Consider the following 17,785-nt stretch of genomic DNA (forward strand, 5'->3'; position numbering starts at 1 on the left):
GACTCCCCGCATTCGGACGGTCCCGCAGGTACCGTCCTTGTTGTTATTGTTTCGGGATGTTTAGCAATCGACTCACGTCGGGCCGAGCGTGCCGAAACGAGGACGCGTGGCTTGCCTGCGAAGTCGGTCTTACGAACACAGAAGCTTTCAAATCTGTCGTGCTAATTGCCATTAAATGCTGCTGGCCGGCGCTCGGCAAAGGCTGCCAGTCCTTCGCCAAAGTCAGCACTTTCGCAGGCTTGTCGGCGCAGTTCGGCAATCTGCTCCATCGCCTGCACCGGAATCGGTTGCAGGTCTTCGAGGATACGCAGCTGTTCCTTGACCGCCGCAACGGCCAGCGGCGCTTTGCTGGCGATGCCGTGTGCCAGTTCCAGCGCAGTCGCTTCCAGCACATCAGTGTCGACCAGTCGGTTGACCAGACCAAACCGTTGCGCCCGCTGCGCATCGAGCTTCTGTGCAGTGAAAAACATCTCCTTCAACACATGAATCGGCAAATTGTTGAAGAAGCGCAGCAATCCACTGGTGGTGTACGGCAATCCAATGTTCACTGGCGTCATGGCGAAGCTTGCGCTGTGGTCTGCGACGACCATGTCGCAGCTCATGACCAGATCCACCGCGCCGCCCCACACCGAGCCAGACACCAGGGCAATCACCACGCCGGGATAGGCGCGGATGCGGCGCAATACCTGTTCGAGCGGTTTGCCATAGGCAATCGGGTCGCGGTCGTGTTGCAGTTCGCGGATATCGTGGCCGGCACTCCATACGGATTGGCCGACTTCGCTGCCGAGGATCACCACCGGGATGCGTTGTGACGCCAGGGCGACGAGACTTTCGTCGAGCGCCGTCAGCAGTTGCGCGCTGAGTGCATTGCGGTGTGTGGGGTTGCTGAAGACCAGCCGCGCGATGCGTTCATCGACCCGGTTGACGATCACGGTTGCGGAAGAGGCTGGATTCATTGTGCGGCTCCTGTCGATTGCGCGCCGGTCATGTCATCGGAGTTCTGGAACACTATTTTAGCGGCGAGCAGTGCGTTGATCGATGCAGCGTCGAAACCGGCTTCGCGCAATACTTCGACGGTGTGTTCGCCAAGCAGTGGCGGTGGGCGACTGACAACGCTGTCAGTGGCGCAGAACACCGGGGTCACTACCTGACGCAGTGCACCAAGTGTCGGGTGCGTGAGTGTCTCGGTCAGTTGGCTGTGCAGCACCTGCGGATCGTCGAAGACCTCATCGAGTGTGTTGATCGGGCCGGCGGGTAATCCTGCGTCGACGAACAGCGAGGTCCACTCGCGTTTGCTGCGGGTTTTCAAACGACTTTCCAGAATCTCTCTCAATTCGTCACGACGTTCGACCCTCGCTTCATTGGTGGCGAAGCGCGGATCGTCCGGCAGCTCGGGCAAATCGAGCAGTACGCACAAACGCCCCCACATGGCCGAGGTGATCGGCGCCAGATTGAGCGGGCCATCCTTTGTCTGGAACACGCCGTAAGGTGCAATCACCGAATGGGCGTTGCCGGTGCGGCGCGGCACATCCCCCAGGCTGAGGTAGCGTTGGCCGTGCACACTCAGCAACCCGACGAGACTGCCCAGCAGCGACGTGCTGACATGTTGGCCGCGCCCGGTGCGCTCGCGCTCGAGCAGCGCGGCCAGCACCGCTGTCACCAACCACATGCCCGAAGTCAAATCGCCGATGGCGGTGCCGGTGCGTGTCGGGTCGCCATCGACGAAACCGGTCAGGCTCATCAGCCCCGAGTAGCCTTGGGCGATCTGGTCGAAGCCCGGCCAACTGCTCATCGGCCCGTCGGCGCCAAAGGCGTTAATGCTGCCCATTACCAGTCGCGGATTGCGGGCGCTGAGCACCTCATAACCGAGGCCCATGCTTTCCAGCGTGCCAGGCTTGAAGTTCTCGATGACGACGTCGGCGTCATCGACCAGCTGCCGGATGGTGGTCAACCCTTCGGGATTGCGCAAGTCAATGCACATGCCGCGCTTGTTGCGGTTACACGATAAATAGTAGGTGCTCACGCCCCGGTCGAAGGGGCCCCAGGTGCGGCTCATATCGCCAGTCGGGCCGGACTCGATCTTGATCACATCGGCACCGAGGTCTGCCAGCACCATGGTGCAGAACGGCCCCGACAGTGCGCGACTCAGGTCGACGATTTTCACGCCTTGCAAAGCTTGCATGGGATTCTCCATTGAAGGGTTGAATACGGGCCATTGCGCCAAGGCCTTTGAAGCGCTACTCGCCTTTGACGACCGTTAGCGCTTCGTGTTGTGAGACGAGTCTAGGCGCCGTATCTCATATCCTTCAAATATGATATTTCTCTAAACCCATCGGAAATTCCTATGGCTTAGGAGGGTACACATGGACCTGCGCCAGTTGCGGTATTTCATCAAGGTGGTCGAGTGCGCGAACATCACCCGCGCCAGTGAAACGCTGCATATCGCGCAGCCAGCCATCAGCCAGCAGATGCGCAACCTGGAACAGGACATGGGCATGCAACTGCTCGAGCGCAGCGTGCATGGCGTTGTTCCCACGGCGGCTGGGCAAACGCTTTATCGGCATGCCATCGAACTGCTGCGCCAGGCCGACGGCACCCACGAACTGCTGCGCCAGGACGCCGAATTCCCGCAAGGCAAAGTCTCGGTCGGCATGCCGTCGAGTACGGCGCGCATGCTGGCAATTCCGCTCGCGCGCACGATTCGCAGCCGTTATCCGGGCATCAAGTTGGAATTGATCGATGCTCCGAGCGCCGAACTCGGACGTCTGATCACGGTAGGACGAGTGGCACTGGCGGTGAATGTCGATGCGGTCGAAACCCGGGGCGTGGCTTTCCGGCGGCTGTTAACCGAAACGCTGTACTTGGTGGCGTGGCCGGAATTTGCATTATCGGATGAACCGGTGTCGATTGAGGCATTGGCGAAGATGCCGCTGGTGCTGCCCTGTGCTCCGAACACCATTCGCAGTCGGGTCGAATTTGCATTGCAGGAGGCCGGCCTGAAATGCGAGGTTGAATTCGAAGCCAATTCCACCGACCTGTTGTTCTCAGCCGTCAAGGCACAGCTCGGTGTCACGATCCTGCCGTGGGCCGCGGCCCATGTTGAGCTTGTGCAACACAGGCTCAAGCTGGCCAGGATCGATCATCGACTGTTCAAGCGGGATCTTTCGCTGTGCTGGCATGACACGGTTGTAGAGAGCAATGCCGTGCAGAAGGTCAAGTCGACCATTTTCGAGCTGTTCGAGGAATTCGAGCGGCAGCCGGGGTGGGCAGATGAACTGGTCAAAGGAAAGAACCTCCAAGACTACTGACGGGCTGCTTTGGGTCGACTGCGGCCCTTCGCGACGGGCAGTTATCGGCCATCAGCGGTCATTGAGCCGCTGTTTTTTGTCGGTAGTGCAATCTCAATGCTGACCGCCTGACTTTCAACCAAGTATTTGCCGTCGATAGTTGGCGGGTGTGTTGTTTTGCCATCGACGAAAGGCGCGGACTAAGCTACTGGCACTGCTGAAACCCAGCCTGTCGGCCACTTGTTCCAGGCTCAGGGTAGGGTTGGCCAATAGCACCAGGGCTTGGGCCTCACGAGCCTGATCGAGCAGTTGGCTGAACGTCACGCCTTGTTCGCTGAGGTTTTTGCGCAGCAACGGTGTGCTGATTTCCAGCGCCATGGCGAGTCGCTCCAGATTCGGAGCATCCGTAAACATCTCGGCCAAGCGTGCGCGTAAGGCACTGGGCGGCAGCGGCAAGCCGAGTTGCGCCAGGTATTGCAAAATAGGTTGCTCCAATTGCGCCAACAGATGCGGGTTGGCGCCCGGTAGGACCAGAGTCCGGCTCTTGGCTTTGAACACCATGGCACTGCAAGGGCAGCCAAAGATCACCGGCAGTCCCAGTGCCTGCCAGGGGCCCGGATCTGCGGGGGGGTGTCGTGACAGTTCAAGACGACGCAGCAAGTGCCGCGCCTGAAGGCCAGTCTGGCGTTCGAACAGTCGAATGTAGACCCCCTGATAAAAGCAATCGAGCGCCGCGTCGGTGTGGCGGTGCGGGCCATGCTGACGAATTTCCAGACGCAGGTCGCCGTTGGCTTCGGTGGTCAGTTGGGGGAGTGCGCTGGTGGATAACACGCGAATAATTTGCACGTGGCGCTGTAAGGCTTCACCAAAGGTGGCACTGGTACTGAGTGCCAGGTCGATGCCGTAGAACTGCGCTGGCAACATGTAGCGCGCCACGCGCAGGCCAAAGGCTTCATCGCCGGTCAACTCGACACAGCGAAGCCACAGTGGACTGAGGATCGTGACGTTCAGGCGCAACTCAGTCGCCTGCATTACCGCAGGGTCGATGCCAACCCCGAGCAGCACCGGTTCAGGCTCGATACCGTACTCGCCGCGCAGGGTGTTGGCGATGGCACTAACGACGGTAGCCAGGGTTGTCTGGACCAAGGTTGCTTGGGAAGATGCAAGAGGCTTCATGGCAAGAGAAGGAGTCAAGGTTTATCGCGAAGAATGGCTGTCGGTCGAGGGTTTCGCAAGAACAAAAAAAGCGCCCCAAAGGTTCAGTTCAGGGCGGTTCGAGGGGGCATGGCCCCAAGGGTCGATGAAGGAGCGAAGCAATATCCGTCAGACGCGGCTGACGGCTGGACCGGGCCAGGTCAGTGCAGCAAAGTCACCCGTAGGCTCATAGCCCCGCAGGATCATCAGGAATGGTTTTCCGGCCTCGGTCGGTAACCAGTTGGCGGTTTTCTCCTCACCCGGGTCGCTGGTTTGTAGGTACAGGGTGATCGACCCGTCGGCATCTGCCACCAGGTGCGAACGGTTGCCAACCGAGTAACGGTTCAGGGCATTGGGGATTACCGAATAGCCCTCGTAACGGTACAAATGCAGTGACCAGAAAGCATTAGCCTGCGGCAGCTTGCCGGCAGGGAACGTCACGCGATACTGCGCGTTACCATCGAGCAAATGGCCGGTCGCGTCCTTCTGGTAAATCAGGTAGATCGTTTCGCTGATCGGCAATGCTACGGTGCCAAGTAATGCCATGCTGGCCCGATAGGCGTAGTCGTCGCCGTAAGTACCGATGTGCTTGAGCGGATAAAGCCAACCATTGCTCGACAGGTTGCCCGCCATGTTCTTGGTGGTAGTGATTACTTTCGCACGGCCATCAACTTCAGCCCGCATCAAGCCACGGCGTGCGGGCTCATCCAGTGCGGAGAAATCCGGTGTATTGCTGGTGTCCAGGTCAATCGTCGCGAAGCTTGCGAGCAATCCAGCGTCGCTGTGGGGTGGCGGGCATTCGCGCAACATCAGTTGCAGTGTCTTGAAATCGGCCAGCGGGTCAGTCTGTATGCTCGCAGGTTGGAAGACCTGAGCCGGTGGTGCCTGCCAGCCGGACTGTCCGTGCGCACTTAGTGGGAACAATTCGAATCGCTCCTGCAACGCGATGACCTGTTGCCGGTCGGCATCATCAGCGAAGTACAGGCGCAACAGGCCAAACAGCAACGGCGAAGGTGCGCGATAGACCTTGGCCACTGCGCCAGGCAGCGTGCCTTGCCAGTCGGGGCCGACGAGTGCAATCAATGCACCATCGGTGAATTCACGGTGATTGGGCACGCCGAAGCCCACGCCGAACAGATCGCACAGCTGGATGCTCCAGTAACGCGAAGTGATCGGCGGAATGCGCAGCAACAGCGGCTCTTCACGCAGGTCGCCCCAGAAGTTGGAGTAGAGCGTATCGGTCTGTGGCATGCCCGGCACTGCCGGAGTGACCGTATGGCGACGATGAACGAAGGCGCCATAGCGGTGCTTGATCCCGTTCATCGGGTCGCCTTCCATCATCCGCGTATAGCGCAACCGGGCGAAGTAGATCAGCGGATAGCCGTACACGTACGCGGCCATCCCCAACTGATAGGCCTGTTCTTCACGGTTATTGGCGGCCAGTACCCGGCCACCCGGCAAAATGGCGCTCAACCCGCCGATCAGGCCGGCAGCGGCGAAACCCTTGAGCAGGCGGCGACGCTGCTCGAACAGATCATTCACATCGTTGAAATCTTGCATGTGCTTATCCTTTGAAGCAGAAGCGTGGGCAAACACCGGAACCCGACAGACAGGCTCCGGCAGTCGCTTACTTGCCCAGGCGTTTGAGTTGCGCCGGAGTGAATTCGGCTTTCTCGGTGATGAAGCCGACATCCATTTTTTTCTGTACTTCGTTGGTCATGTAGTTGGTTGCGTAACCGCCGGAAATCAGATCATAGGTCGCTTCCAGGGCGGTGAACGGCAACTCGACGTCGTGTTGCTGAGTCAGGTACGACTCGTAGTTGCGCCACAACTCACCTCGGCTGTCATAGATGTCCGACGCCATGATTTGCCAGGTGTCTTCGTCGATGTAGAAACGTCGCTTGGCGTAGACATGCCTGGCCGAGGGTTTGAGCGTCGCCTCGATCACCCACACGCGGTGTTTTTCGTAGCGCACCAGATCCGGGTTGAGGTAACCGGGCGTAAGCAGATCGGTGTACTTGAGGTCTTTGTTGGCAAGTTGGAAGGCGTTGTAGCCGACCAGCATTTCCTGCTTGCCGATCAGTTTCCAGTCGTAGCGATCCGGCGCGCCGTTATAGCCGTCGACGCTGTCCGACACCACCTGGCCGAAGCTGTAACGGGCGCTGTTGTCATAGGCCACCGTCGGCGCTCGACGAACCCGGCGCTGGCCAGGGATGTACTGCCAAGCCGCACGGGGTTCCGCGATCTGGTTCAGCGGTTCCTGGATCAGCGTCACTTCGCCGGAATATCGCGAAGGCGTCTGGGTCAGCACCCGGGTGAAGTAGAGAAGATTGGCGTCCGGCTCGACGTCGGCGACGTTCTCACGAAAGGCACTCAATGCGTCATACGTCACCACCGTGGAATCGCCACGGGCCTGGACTACGGCAGAGGCAAATTCGCGACGGATCGCGCCGCCTCGAAAACGCGTCATGTGATTCCACAGAACTTCCATTGCCTCGGTTGGCTCCGGAAACGGCACGCCGAACGTGTAGCCATTGAGGCCGTAGCCACCCTCTTCCAGCGATACAGCGCTCAGATTGGTACGGCTTTGATCCTGGTACTTCTGCGGCAAGCGCGCGGTGCGATGCGTCGGGAATACACGCATGCGATAGTCGGGGTAGCGAACAAACATCGCTTGTTGCCCCGAACTCAGCTGTGCCTTGTGCTGCGCAAGGTTGCTCTTGTCGACGGTGTAAAGCGGCTTCTCGCCAGCAAAGGGGTCGGCGTAGTTTCCGGTTGCACTCACGGCGGCGGCGCCGGGTTTCAAGCCACCGCTCCAGGCCGGGATACTGCCATCGGCGTTGGCGCCGCGCTCGGCGCCCATGGTGGTAAGGGCACTGTCCAGACGCACTGCATCGGTCTGTTTGGCTTCCACCGAGCTGAGATAGCATGCCGCCAACAGGGAAAGAACGAAGGGCAATCGGGTTATGGAAGTCGTCATCATCAGAAACTGGCCTTGAGGGTGACCGAAGCGAAATCCCGGTCATCGATGGTTGAAAATTTGTTGGTGCCGAAGAAGTCGTTGTAAGCCAGCTCCAACGAGTAGTTATTGCGATAGTCGAACGTCAGCGCCGCGCCGGCAGCCATCTGGCCTTCCTGGAAGTTTGGGCCATAGCCCTCGACGTCATGACGGAAGTTCAATGATGGAGTGACCACTGTGGCCGGAATCAGGCTCTCGTAGGCCAATGCCGCGCGCAGCCGATAGCCCCAGGAAAAGCCGGTGGTATAGCCATGGGTGTTGCAGAAGTCGGCATTCTTGTCGGCAGCCTGCGACGGGCTCAAACCACCCGCCGAAGGCGTGAAACACGCCGCACCGCTGTTCTGCACCCGACCGAACACACTGGCGCGACCGAGCCGTTCCTCATTGAGATTGATGTCATCGATCCAGTTCGCCCCGGCTTCGGCTGCCCAGGTCAACTTCTGCGCACCGAGCACGTTGCTGACGTTGTTGGTGGCTCCCAGGCTGTACTGCCAGACTTTCTTGCGCGTGTAGCCCTGAACATCGCTGCCCAAGGGCGGCGCCACCCCATCGAAGATCGGTGTGCTGGCACCGGAACCGGCGATGGTCGCCACCACATCGGAAGCGTTGAAGGACAGTGGCTGGTTGGGCCGGTAACTCAATTCGCTGAACACCGCCGTGCTACCGACCACCCCGCTGAGACTGATGCCGAACAGGCGAATGTCTTCCGGGTAGACGGTGTTGTAAGTACCGGTGGGCAGCGTGCCAGCGGCGAGGCTGGTGCGCACGGTGCCGTTCACCAAAGGTGTGCGGCTGTGGTAGTTGGCGTAATAGAAACCCAACTCGGCGTCATTGAGCGAATCAAGAGTCTTGCGCAGAGCCAAGCCATATTGGCCGCCGTCGCTCGGCCAATCCGAGGCACCGCGAGTCTCGTAGGCACGGGCCCGGATCGCCTGTGCAGTGGTCAGGTTGCCTGGCGGATTGACGATGACTTTATTGAACTGGCAGCCTTCCTGGGTATTGTCGCTGACCGAGAAGAAAGTACCGCAGCCATCAAAAACCGAAGGCCGGAAATTGTACTGATAGAAACCTTCGAGGCTCAGGGTGTCTGCCAAGTCGTAACTGAAGCTCAGCATCTCGACCGGTAACTGGCCTTCTTTCAGTTCCACGCCGGGACGGTTGAAGGCCGAGGCGTCCAATGGGTTGATGGCGTTGATGCCGTTTTGCAGGAATAGCGCCTCGCCCCACGACAGCACCTGTTTACCCAATTTCACATTGAGCTGGTGATCGTTGACTTCGAAGTTTTTCCACGCATACAGATCCAGCACCTCGAAACCCTGGAACTTGGCCAGATCCTGCCATCCGCTGTCGTCAAACCGGGTGAAGTCGCCGTTTCCGGTTTCGTAGGCGTGGTCGTACCAATACTTGAAACGCACGAAGGCGCCCTGCCCGCCATCGTTCAAGTCAAACTCGGTGAGCCCCTTGAAGACCTGCGAGATGGTGTCGCCCTTGTCGAAGTTGAGCTTGCCGTCGTCGGCGCTATAGTTGATGCCTTCGCCACGCTTGCCGATAGAACGAGCATCGGCGACCGTTAGTTGATCAGGATCGGCGTTGCGCAAGGCCCAACTGTTGCCCAGGGTCAGCGTGGTGTTGGTGGTCAGGCTCCAGTCGTCATTGACTTGCCAACTGGTGGCCTGGGCCATTGGGCAGGCCAGCGCCGCCAATGCAATACCAGCGACCGAAAAGCCCGGATGCAAGTGGTTGATGCGTCTCGCGCGGGTACGTGGTGGTGCAAGCTGCTTCATGCTCATGTTCACCTGTTTTTGTTTTAGTGGTGAGTACGTAACGACGCGCAAGGTGCTGGCGGTTGGCAATTTCAGCCGTACTATGTCGCGCCGCCGAAGACGCAAAAGGGTTGCGCCGCCGGGACAGCCACGATGGGAGGATTTGCTTGAAGATCGTTAATCATTGGCCGACAAATCGTTTCCCGGCGCATCGAAATAGACCGTCGTTATGTGTCGGCATCATCAACTCGGGGGTGCTGGAACTGGAGGCGCGCGGCGTGGACATGCAGCGCCTGCAAAGCGACTGGGGCGTGAGCCTGGCCAGCCTGCGCCAGCCGCATTTGCGTCTGCCGGCATTTCTGGCTCGCCGGTTCTGGGAAGTGGCGCGCGACCTCAGTGATGATCCGGCCATCGGCCTGGCCGCGGCGCGGCAGAACGATCCCGGGCAAATGCTGGGCCTGGCCTATCTCATGCAACTGATGCCCAGCCGCATGCAATCACTGGACATGTTGGCGCGCTATTGGCCGTTGTGGACCGGACATATGAGCTTGCTCGGCGAAGTAAAGGACGGACTGCTGCACGTGGCCCTGATGCCCGAACATGCCTTGCAGCCGGCAGTAGAAGAACTGGATTTCTGGGGTGCCCTGCAAATCCAGCACCTCAAGGGCTTGCCTGGAACCACCAATGCGGTGCGCGAAATCCATTTTTGCCGTACCCGCCCGGAGAACCCCGAGCCTTGGCTGAAGCTCTTTGCCGGCGAAGTTCGGTTCGATGCCGCACGCAACGAAGTGGTACTGGATATGGCGGCCCTGGGCGAACCACGTCCTGGCGGTAGCCCGGCCATTTGCAAGGCATTGGAGGCCGCTTTGAAAAGCTACGCGGAGCAAACTGCACGGGAGTCAGTGTTCGAAGCCGTGGCCAACGCCGTGCTGGCCGATCTTGCACAGCCTCCGGGTCTTGAGCAAATGGCCGAGCACTTGCACCTCACCTCGCGCACGCTGCATCGCGCGCTTCATCGGGAGGGCTGGACGTTCAATGCCATTGTGGAAATACACCGCCGTTACGTGGCGCATGACCTGCTCTCAAGCGGGAAGCTATCGGTGAGTGAAGTGGCTGAGCAACTGGGGTACCGCGAAGTTTCAAATTTCAGCCGCGCCTTTCGCCGTTGGTACGGTGTAAGCCCTAGTAAATTGCACGAGCACTGACGTTCGAAATAAATCGAACGGTAGTTTCCTTCCTGGTGCTTTTCTTGAGTGTCAGCTATGGGTCGACTTTCGCCCTTCGCCAGTGGCAGAAATCGGCAAATAGCGGCAAATAGCGGCAACCCAAACGACTACTGATCTCTCTATGGAAGTACTCGCTATCCCTTGGGAGGGTATCGACAAATTTATTTTCGTCCCCCATGTACCTTTTAGACTCAGGCCCCGACAAGGTGGCTCAATATCTCCAGAAAACGGGAGTTACCAGTACCAACACAGTCAGGATTTCCAGCCGCCCCAGAAGCATTCCAACGGTCAGTAGCCATTTGGCGGTATCCGGTAATGAAGAGAAATTACCGGCCGGTCCAATGATCGTGCCCAGCCCTGGTCCAACGTTACACACCGCAGTAGCGGCACCGCTCAACGCTGTTGTCCAATCAAGTCCAATGAGAGCCAGGCCCAAGGCGATGGCGGCAATAGTGATGGTGAAGAAAAACGAGAAGGTCAAAAGCGAGCGCAAGATCTCCTCGTCGATGGGATGACCGTTGTATTTCTTCTGAATCACGGCGCGAGGGTGGATCAACTGCTTCAAACTACTGACCAGCAGAGCGGCAGCAACCTGAAAACGGAAGATTTTGAGACCGCCTGCAGTGGAGCCGGAACATCCACCGACAAAGGTCAAATAGAAAAACAGCAAGACAGCGAAGCTGCCCCATAACGTGTAGTCGCCAACCGCAATTCCGGTGGTCGTGACGACCGAGGTCACATTGACTGCCACGATACGAAACGCATCCCACCATCCGTAATCGCTGTGAAAACACAGCCAGGTACCCACAGCCAGCGATGTGACGAGCAAGAACCCAATGAATCCGCGTACCTGGTGATCCTTGATCAGCGCACGCCGATTTCCCCGCAATGTCGCAACGTACAAGGTAAAGGGCAGACTGCCCAGAATCATGATGGCCACCGCCACCCAGTGAATCGCAGGTTGCGCCCAATGCCCAAGTGAGGCGTCCGACGTTGAGAACCCCCCGGTAGAGATCAACGACATTGCGTGGTTGACCGCTTCAAATGGCGTCATTCCAGCAAGCCAGAGCGCCAGAGCTCCGATGCCAGTAAGCCCCAGATAGAGCAGTAGGATGTACTTGGCTGCCACATGGGAACGCGGTGTCACTTTCTCCGACCAGTCTGAGGACTCTGTCTGGAACAGACGCATACCGCCTACTCGCAACAGTGGAAGGATCGCCACAGCCATGCCGATAAAACCGATGCCTCCCAACCAATGCAGCATGGAGCGCCATATCAACAAGCCGGGAGATGAGCTATCCAAACCGGTGAGTACCGTCGAGCCAGTGGTTGTGATGCCAGACATCGTTTCAAAGAATGCGTCGGTGTAGCTGATATCGCTGATGAACACCATTGGCAACGCTGCGAAGGTGCACACGACTACCCAGCTTCCAGTTGTCAGCAGGTACATATCCCTCGGGCGAAGCTGGCCAGTATCCGGGCGCCCCCGCACGATCAACAGCAAGCCACAGAGGAAGGTGATCAAACTCGACCAGAGAAAGGCCGACAGATCGTCGCTACGCTCATAGGCCACCAGCGTGATCATGGGAATAGCCATGCTTACGGCCAGCGTGATCAGAAAAATGCCCAAGATGAAGCCGATAAGCCGAATTGCTGCGAGGGACATAACAGTAGCGTTCCAAATTAGCACCACGCAGTATCGGATGCCCCCCCTAAAGCCCCCGTAAATTTTGCGTAAAACTTCTACGAGCAATCAGTCAGGCTGGGGGCGTCAAAGGGCAGCTTCACGCCCAGAGGAAGTCAGTCAACCAAAATCGAGGTTCTACAGGAGCGGTGAAACACGCTTCCTCAAGGCATTCAAATAGGTGGTTTCATCGTAGCGCGCCCTGAACCTTCAAGCTGCGCGAGATGGCGCGCGATACCGAAATCCTCCTCCGGCTTCCTGCCGACCGCCCCACCTTCCCTCCCTCACGATTGGTGACTGCTACGCTGAAATCTCCACGGAGGATTCGCGATGCCAAATTCTGACCTACTCCCTTCCTTGCTGTTCAAGCTCAACTAAAACCAGCTTGCCCTTGAAGCCGCCATCTTGGAGCTTTCGAACTGGGTCGAGCAGCGCGGATCGGCCGATGTCGCCGACAATGTGCGCGGCGCCCTTGAAGCTATCGACAGGAATGAGGAATTTATCAAGATGACGCTCGCAATGATGATGGCGCCGGAGGGACGGCTATCGGCTGTGGCCAATCGCGTCATAAGCAGCTCGAGAGCGACTCGCAAGCCCCTGAATATCTCGTGGTCTAATTAAACTTTTGATACCCATTTAGGCGAGAATGCTTGCCCAATAGAGGCTCCGGATGAGCGGCCCCGGCTCAGGCCGAGAAAAAACTTAACGTCGTGTCCGGGATTAGTTGACCACTACAGTAAGCACATCCAAAGTATTTTTTGGCTAAAATTAGTAATCGTCAATAGGGCGCTAACTGCTCCACGTCAATAGCAGCCCTTGATGATTGGCTGCTATTGGCAAAAAGGCAGCACAAGCCGACACCGACCTACGGCGAGTGTCAGCAATGGGCCGCAAGATTTACTTCGTGACCACCAGCGCCGGTGGCTGCCAGCTGCCGTCGCCAGCGGGAAGAATCGAAGGCGGTGCGGTCTTCGGCCAGTAGAGGCGCATTACCAGGAAGACCGTGTCGTCAGGCGCGGGCAACCAGTTTGCCTCCTTAGCCTTGCCGGGGGAGTCTTTCTGGATGTACAGCGTCAGTGAACCATCCGTGTTTTTCTTCATCGCCGACAGCATCGGCGAATTGATCAGGTAACGGTTGAGCGGATTCTTGACCAGCAGCTGGCTTTTGCCGTCGTACATGGTCACCGACCAGAAGGCATTGACTGGCGGCAGTTTGCCGGCCGGGAAAGTCAGCGTGTACTTGCCCTTGCTGGTATCCAGCGTCTGGCCGGTGCCGTCGGTGCGCGTGTTGGGATACATCGCCTCGACAGCGTCGTTGCCGTAGAGGCCGCCTTTCGCGGCACCGGCACGCTTCAGCCAGTCGGCCTTGTAGAACGTTTGGTCGCCGAAGTACGCGCCGACGCTCCAGCCGTTGATTATCTTCGTCCCGCTCGCGAGGAACTTGTCGACCTTCTCGTCACCGGCCTTCATCCCGAGCAGGACCACGGCCTTGTGCTCGAGCGAGAGGTCCTTAAATTCGAAGCTGCGACCGGGTCCCACCCCAATGCTCGCCAGCTTGGCCCGGATCTCCCGGTCGTCAGCCGATGGCGGCACATACTCCATCGCGGCCGACAGGTACTCGAAGAAGTTGGCCTTGATGCCTTCCGTCGTAGCCGGCACGAAATCAATCTTCGGCGCAGTGGGCGGCGCGGGTTGATGGAGGAAGGCGGACAGCGGCTGGACCTTGTAGCCCGCTTGCACCTTCTCGACATTCGGCATGTCCTTGGCATTGTAGAGCTGAGTCCGAATGGCGCTCACGGCGAAGGGAGTGGTCGAGGTGAAGACTTTTTTGATACCGGGAGGGGGCGCGCCTTTCCAATCGGGACCGACCACCATGTAGTCGCCCGCTTCGTTGCCGGTGGCACGGCTGCCGATGTAACCGTAGTTGTAAGTGTTGCCGTCGATCATCTGCACCGAGTAGTAACGCCGCTTGTCCACTGCCGGCACCGAGATCACCATCGGCTCCGCGCGCAGGTCCAGCCAGACAAACGAGTACGGGGTGTCGCTGTTCGGAGTGATGATGGCCGTGTCTTGGTAGGTGAAGACGCGGGGCTCGTTCTTGATCTGGTTGAACGGCGCCTTGTATTGCGGGCCACCCTTGTCCACAGCATATTCGTTCATCACGGCGTAGTTCATGACCAGCGGTAAGCCGTAAATAAAGCCTTCCTCGGCGATCGCCTTGGTCTGCTCGAGACTCGGCGCGGGTACGCCCTTGGTCACATCCGTCTTGTCTGCCTGCGTGATCGGATCGTTCTTGCTCGCACACCCCGCAAAAAGCGTTGAACCCACTACGACGAGTGCCGCAGCCATTGTCCAGCCCCGGTTAGACTTCCTGTTCATTTCCACCTCGTTAGTTTTGAGCAAGCTGGCACCGTGAGCGTTCATGGCCACGGTGAAATAATTTGAATGCTTGAAACCCTCCCGACTTTTTTCAGTAGTGCCAGGTCAGGTGGGCGATCAGGGCTTCAATCCAGGTGTTGTCGAACTCGCCTGATACACGATTGCCAGACAAGTTTTTTTGCTGATCGACTGGCGTGCCCCCACCCAGACCGCGACTCACTGAAATTCAGATTTATCTCTTTACTTAGCGACTGAGTAAATTTTGTGGCGAAGCGTCTACTCACATGCTCAGGGAGTGTAGATCACAATAAGCCAGCATCCCCTTGCGCAGCTGAGCAGCTCAGATTCAGTTCCGTAATATTTACGCGCCGCCATTACGGACCATTTGGCTTCGAGAACAGCCAATCGTGATCAGCAGCTAAAAAGCGGATAGTCAGAGATTAACTCTTGAGGTCCGCCAAAGACCGCTATGGGTCGACTGCGGCCCTTCGCGACAGGCAGAAACCGGCCATAAGCGGAGTTTCAAACCGGGCGCTTCCGGCCGTCAAGCGCCAGTGGCTGACCCAGGACCTGGACAGCCGTGTACTGACCTTGCCGAGGAGCGGGCGCAAGGCCATTGCCAGCCGTTTCGGCATTGAGGTTGCCATGCCTGCAAGCTCGAGAACCTTGTATTGCGCGGGTTCGCCAAGCCGCCCCAGGGCGATTTGAGGCTTCTGTCGCGGTAGTTACTTCGAACGACTCTAGCGCATATAGCGTAATGGCAAGTTGCCTTTCTTTGCTTGGTCTATCTTCCTACTCGCCTGACCGAGATGCTTTGCCAAGGTCCTCGCGACCACAAGGCTCAAGGTGGCGCGGCACCACGCCTGCAGGTAAGTGTGTGGGGTCGACATAGGGCACGCCCGACGCTTGCGTCGAAACCTTACAAGGAGTTCTCTCATGGCAATTCCTACCACCAGTTGTGACGTCCAGGTGCAAATCTGGGTCGACGACAATGCAGTGACCAATGGCTCCACCGCGGGGGTCTATCTGGTCGATAACCGTATCTCTGCTGGCACCACCAACGAAGGCACCGCCAACCTGAATACTGCTGCGTCCAAAGGCAGCAATGTCTGCTGGGAGGTGTTCCTGATCAATCCCAAGTCGACCTCGCAGGTCTCCATTGCCGCCTTCGGTAACTCGAACGCCTGGGGCTTCAGTGGCCAGCCGCAAACCGCTTCGGATAACCCGAGCGCGTTTACCGGCACCGTGCAGAACGCAGGTTCCGCGTCCTACCCGGTATCCCTCAATGTACAGGTGGCGGGCGGCTCCGGTATCACCGTGAAGCTCAACCCCAGCGTGACTGTCTCTGCCTAAGGAAGGAGCACGACAATGAGTGGCCAAAAAAATACTGCCCAGGTCTGGGTTGCTGATTCGCAGGTGCTTGCCGGCGTCGCCAATCCGCAAACCGCAATCACCATTGCCATCGATACCTCATATGTACTGGGCACTGGTGGCGGGAACATTTCCACCGGTGTGTACATGTTTGACAATCGTCTGAGCAATGACAGCAGCGGCGAAGGAACGCTGGAACTGCGCACCCACTGCAACATCGGGGACTACATCGGCTTCGAGGTGGTACCGATCGATCAGAACGCTGGCGACACGGTGTCCATCACCGGCTTCCAAATTTCCCAGGGCAGCGTGTTCGGCAGCGATGGCTACCCGATGCAAGTCGGTGCCGCTGGTAACTATTGGGTGGGCCTGGCTCGCAACGCATCATCTCAGACCACCTACCAGATCCAGGTCAAGGTGACCTCTGGAGGACTGCGGCCATCGACACGTTTCATCCAATGGGACCCCTTCATTGGTACGAACTGACTAGCTGAACCAGCGGAAGGAGCGTGGCTCCTTCCGTCCCCTTTCCCTTCCCCTTCCCGGCGATAACCTCTCGGCCAGAACCGGTCATTACCGGAAAACACAGATTGTCCGTCAGCCGACGAAACCTCAGGCCCGCCAGGCCGGATTCTCGATCAATAACGCCATGCCCTGCCCGCCGCCAACACAGGCCGCGGCGACCCCGTAACGCAGATTGTGCTCACGCAGTTGTCGCGCCAGGGTCAGCACCAGACGCAAGCCACTGGCGGCCAAGGGGTGGCCGAGCGCCAACGAACCACCCTGGACGTTCAGACGCGAACAATCCAGCTCCAGTTCCTGGGCCACCGCCAGGACCTGGGCGGCCTGGGCCTCGTTGATTTCGAAGCGGTCGATCTGCTCCAGGCTCAAGCCACTGCGCTGCAACAGCAGGCGAATCGCCGGTGCCGGACCGATGCCCATGAACTCTGGCGCCACCCCGACCACCGCGCTGGCCCGCAGCAAGGCTAGCGGTGTATCCCGACAGGCCGAAGCGCGCCCGACCAGGGCCGCTGCCGCGCCATCGACCACCGCACAACTGTTGCCGGCGGTTTGCACCCCGCCTTCGTGCACGCTGCGCAACCGGGCCAACGCCGCGATTTCTCCGGGCCGTGGGTGGCTGTCTTCACTCACCATGGCGACACCGCGTGACAGGCGGATGCCCCGTGGCTGATAGCCTTGCAGTTCAAACACCTGATGGCCCACGGCAACGATCTCGGGTGCCAGCCAGCCTGCTTGTTGTGCCGCAAACGCCCGCTGATGACTGGCACAGGCGTAGGCGTCCACCGCTTCGCGACTCAGCCCATAACGCCGCGCCAGGTTGTCGGCGGTGGTGATCATGTCCACTCCGGGAGCCGGGTCGTACAACGCTTCCCAGAGAAAATCCTTGAACTGCACTTGCGCGCCAAGGCGGAATCCCCCTCGATGGGTATAGGCCGCAATCGGATTGCGCGACATCGATTCGGTGGCCACGCACAGGGCCAATTGCACGCCGTCATCCAGTTGCCTGGCGGCTTGGCGCAGCAGTTCGAAACCGGTGGCGCAGATGCGCTGCACCCCCAGTGCCGGAACCGATTGCGCCACGCCGCTGTAGAGGCCGATGTGCCGAGGCAGCATGTAGGCATCGAAGCTGGCCTGGGCCATGGAGCCCGCCAGCACGCTGTCGACCGCCAGCGGATCGACTGCCGCGCGAGCCAGTACTTCGCGCCCGACCTTGATGCCCAGGTCGATCGGCGACACCTCGGCCAGCGCCCCACCGAGGTCCACCCAAGGCGTTCGCACCGCATCGAAAATCGCCGCATCGGCAAAGGCCGAGTACTGCCCGCCTGCACTCACGACTTCGC

13 protein-coding genes and 1 pseudogene are annotated in these 17,785 nt (G+C 58.9%); 5 read left to right on the forward strand and 9 right to left on the reverse strand.

Going from position 1 to position 17,785, the window contains the following annotated elements; translation table 11 throughout:
• Positions 1 to 161: 161 nt before the first annotated feature.
• Together scpB and AC3IT9_RS16730 are read right to left on the reverse strand one after the other, a co-directional pair.
• Positions 162 to 956 carry a methylmalonyl-CoA decarboxylase gene (gene scpB, locus AC3IT9_RS16725; protein ID WP_151214306.1) on the reverse strand — a complete coding sequence of 265 codons (795 nt, stop codon included), beginning with the start codon at positions 954 to 956 and terminating at the stop codon, positions 162 to 164.
• Positions 953 to 2,182 carry a CaiB/BaiF CoA transferase family protein gene (locus AC3IT9_RS16730; protein ID WP_489270420.1) on the reverse strand — a complete coding sequence of 410 codons (1,230 nt, stop codon included), beginning with the start codon at positions 2,180 to 2,182 and terminating at the stop codon, positions 953 to 955. The genes scpB and AC3IT9_RS16730 overlap by 4 nt, the downstream gene beginning before the upstream one ends.
• A 181-nt stretch (positions 2,183 to 2,363) precedes the next feature.
• Between AC3IT9_RS16730 and AC3IT9_RS16735 the strand changes: the two genes are divergently transcribed.
• Positions 2,364 to 3,308, forward strand: a complete 945-nt coding sequence (locus AC3IT9_RS16735; RefSeq protein ID WP_150725600.1) for a LysR substrate-binding domain-containing protein — start codon at positions 2,364 to 2,366, stop codon at positions 3,306 to 3,308.
• 114 nt (positions 3,309 to 3,422) lie between these two features.
• Here the strand turns inward: AC3IT9_RS16735 and AC3IT9_RS16740 are convergent, their stop codons facing one another.
• From AC3IT9_RS16740 to AC3IT9_RS16755, 4 genes are all read right to left on the reverse strand, one after another.
• The gene (locus tag AC3IT9_RS16740) at positions 3,423 to 4,433 is read right to left on the reverse strand and encodes an AraC family transcriptional regulator (protein WP_489270421.1); all 1,011 of its coding nucleotides are present in this window, start codon (positions 4,431 to 4,433) and stop codon (positions 3,423 to 3,425) included.
• A gap of 177 nt (positions 4,434 to 4,610) precedes the next feature.
• Positions 4,611 to 6,041, reverse strand: coding sequence for a DUF1254 domain-containing protein (locus AC3IT9_RS16745; RefSeq protein ID WP_489270423.1), 1,431 nt, complete (start codon positions 6,039 to 6,041; stop codon positions 4,611 to 4,613).
• Between the two features lie 67 nt (positions 6,042 to 6,108).
• Positions 6,109 to 7,461, reverse strand: coding sequence for a DUF1329 domain-containing protein (locus AC3IT9_RS16750; RefSeq protein WP_489273525.1), 1,353 nt, complete (start codon positions 7,459 to 7,461; stop codon positions 6,109 to 6,111).
• Positions 7,462 to 7,463: 2 nt separating this feature from the next.
• A complete protein-coding gene (locus AC3IT9_RS16755) occupies positions 7,464 to 9,284 on the reverse strand; it encodes a DUF1302 domain-containing protein (RefSeq protein WP_150758784.1) in 1,821 nt (606 codons plus the stop codon).
• Positions 9,285 to 9,430: 146 nt separating this feature from the next.
• Between AC3IT9_RS16755 and AC3IT9_RS16760 the strand changes: the two genes are divergently transcribed.
• On the forward strand, positions 9,431 to 10,468 hold the full coding sequence (locus AC3IT9_RS16760) for a helix-turn-helix transcriptional regulator (RefSeq protein ID WP_150758783.1): 1,038 nt from the start codon (positions 9,431 to 9,433) through the stop codon (positions 10,466 to 10,468).
• Between the two features lie 232 nt (positions 10,469 to 10,700).
• Here AC3IT9_RS16760 and AC3IT9_RS16765 read toward each other — a convergent pair whose 3' ends face one another.
• Complete coding sequence (locus AC3IT9_RS16765; protein ID WP_150758782.1) at positions 10,701 to 12,155, reverse strand: TrkH family potassium uptake protein; 1,455 nt, start codon at positions 12,153 to 12,155, stop codon at positions 10,701 to 10,703.
• Positions 12,156 to 12,503: 348 nt separating this feature from the next.
• On the opposite strand from AC3IT9_RS16765, the pseudogene AC3IT9_RS16770 reads away from it, so the two are divergent.
• Positions 12,504 to 12,710 (forward strand): annotated as a pseudogene (locus tag AC3IT9_RS16770) (hypothetical protein); the annotation flags it as partial.
• Positions 12,711 to 13,070: 360 nt separating this feature from the next.
• Here AC3IT9_RS16770 and AC3IT9_RS16775 read toward each other — a convergent pair.
• The gene (locus AC3IT9_RS16775) at positions 13,071 to 14,522 is read right to left on the reverse strand and encodes a DUF1254 domain-containing protein (protein ID WP_489270424.1); all 1,452 of its coding nucleotides are present in this window, start codon (positions 14,520 to 14,522) and stop codon (positions 13,071 to 13,073) included.
• Positions 14,523 to 15,488: 966 nt separating this feature from the next.
• Between AC3IT9_RS16775 and AC3IT9_RS16780 the strand changes: the two genes are divergently transcribed.
• Together AC3IT9_RS16780 and AC3IT9_RS16785 are read left to right on the forward strand one after the other, a co-directional pair.
• Positions 15,489 to 15,905 carry a DUF8788 domain-containing protein gene (locus AC3IT9_RS16780; protein ID WP_150758780.1) on the forward strand — a complete coding sequence of 139 codons (417 nt, stop codon included), beginning with the start codon at positions 15,489 to 15,491 and terminating at the stop codon, positions 15,903 to 15,905.
• Positions 15,906 to 15,920: 15 nt separating this feature from the next.
• Positions 15,921 to 16,409: a DUF8788 domain-containing protein gene (locus AC3IT9_RS16785; protein ID WP_223448009.1), complete on the forward strand. Its 489-nt coding sequence runs from the start codon at positions 15,921 to 15,923 to the stop codon at positions 16,407 to 16,409.
• Positions 16,410 to 16,535: 126 nt separating this feature from the next.
• On the opposite strand, the gene AC3IT9_RS16790 is transcribed toward AC3IT9_RS16785, so the two are convergent.
• Positions 16,536 to 17,777 carry a thiolase family protein gene (locus tag AC3IT9_RS16790; protein WP_489273526.1) on the reverse strand — a complete coding sequence of 414 codons (1,242 nt, stop codon included), beginning with the start codon at positions 17,775 to 17,777 and terminating at the stop codon, positions 16,536 to 16,538.
• Positions 17,778 to 17,785 lie beyond the last annotated feature (8 nt).

The organism is Pseudomonas sp. KH_046_1 (genome assembly GCF_057839025.1).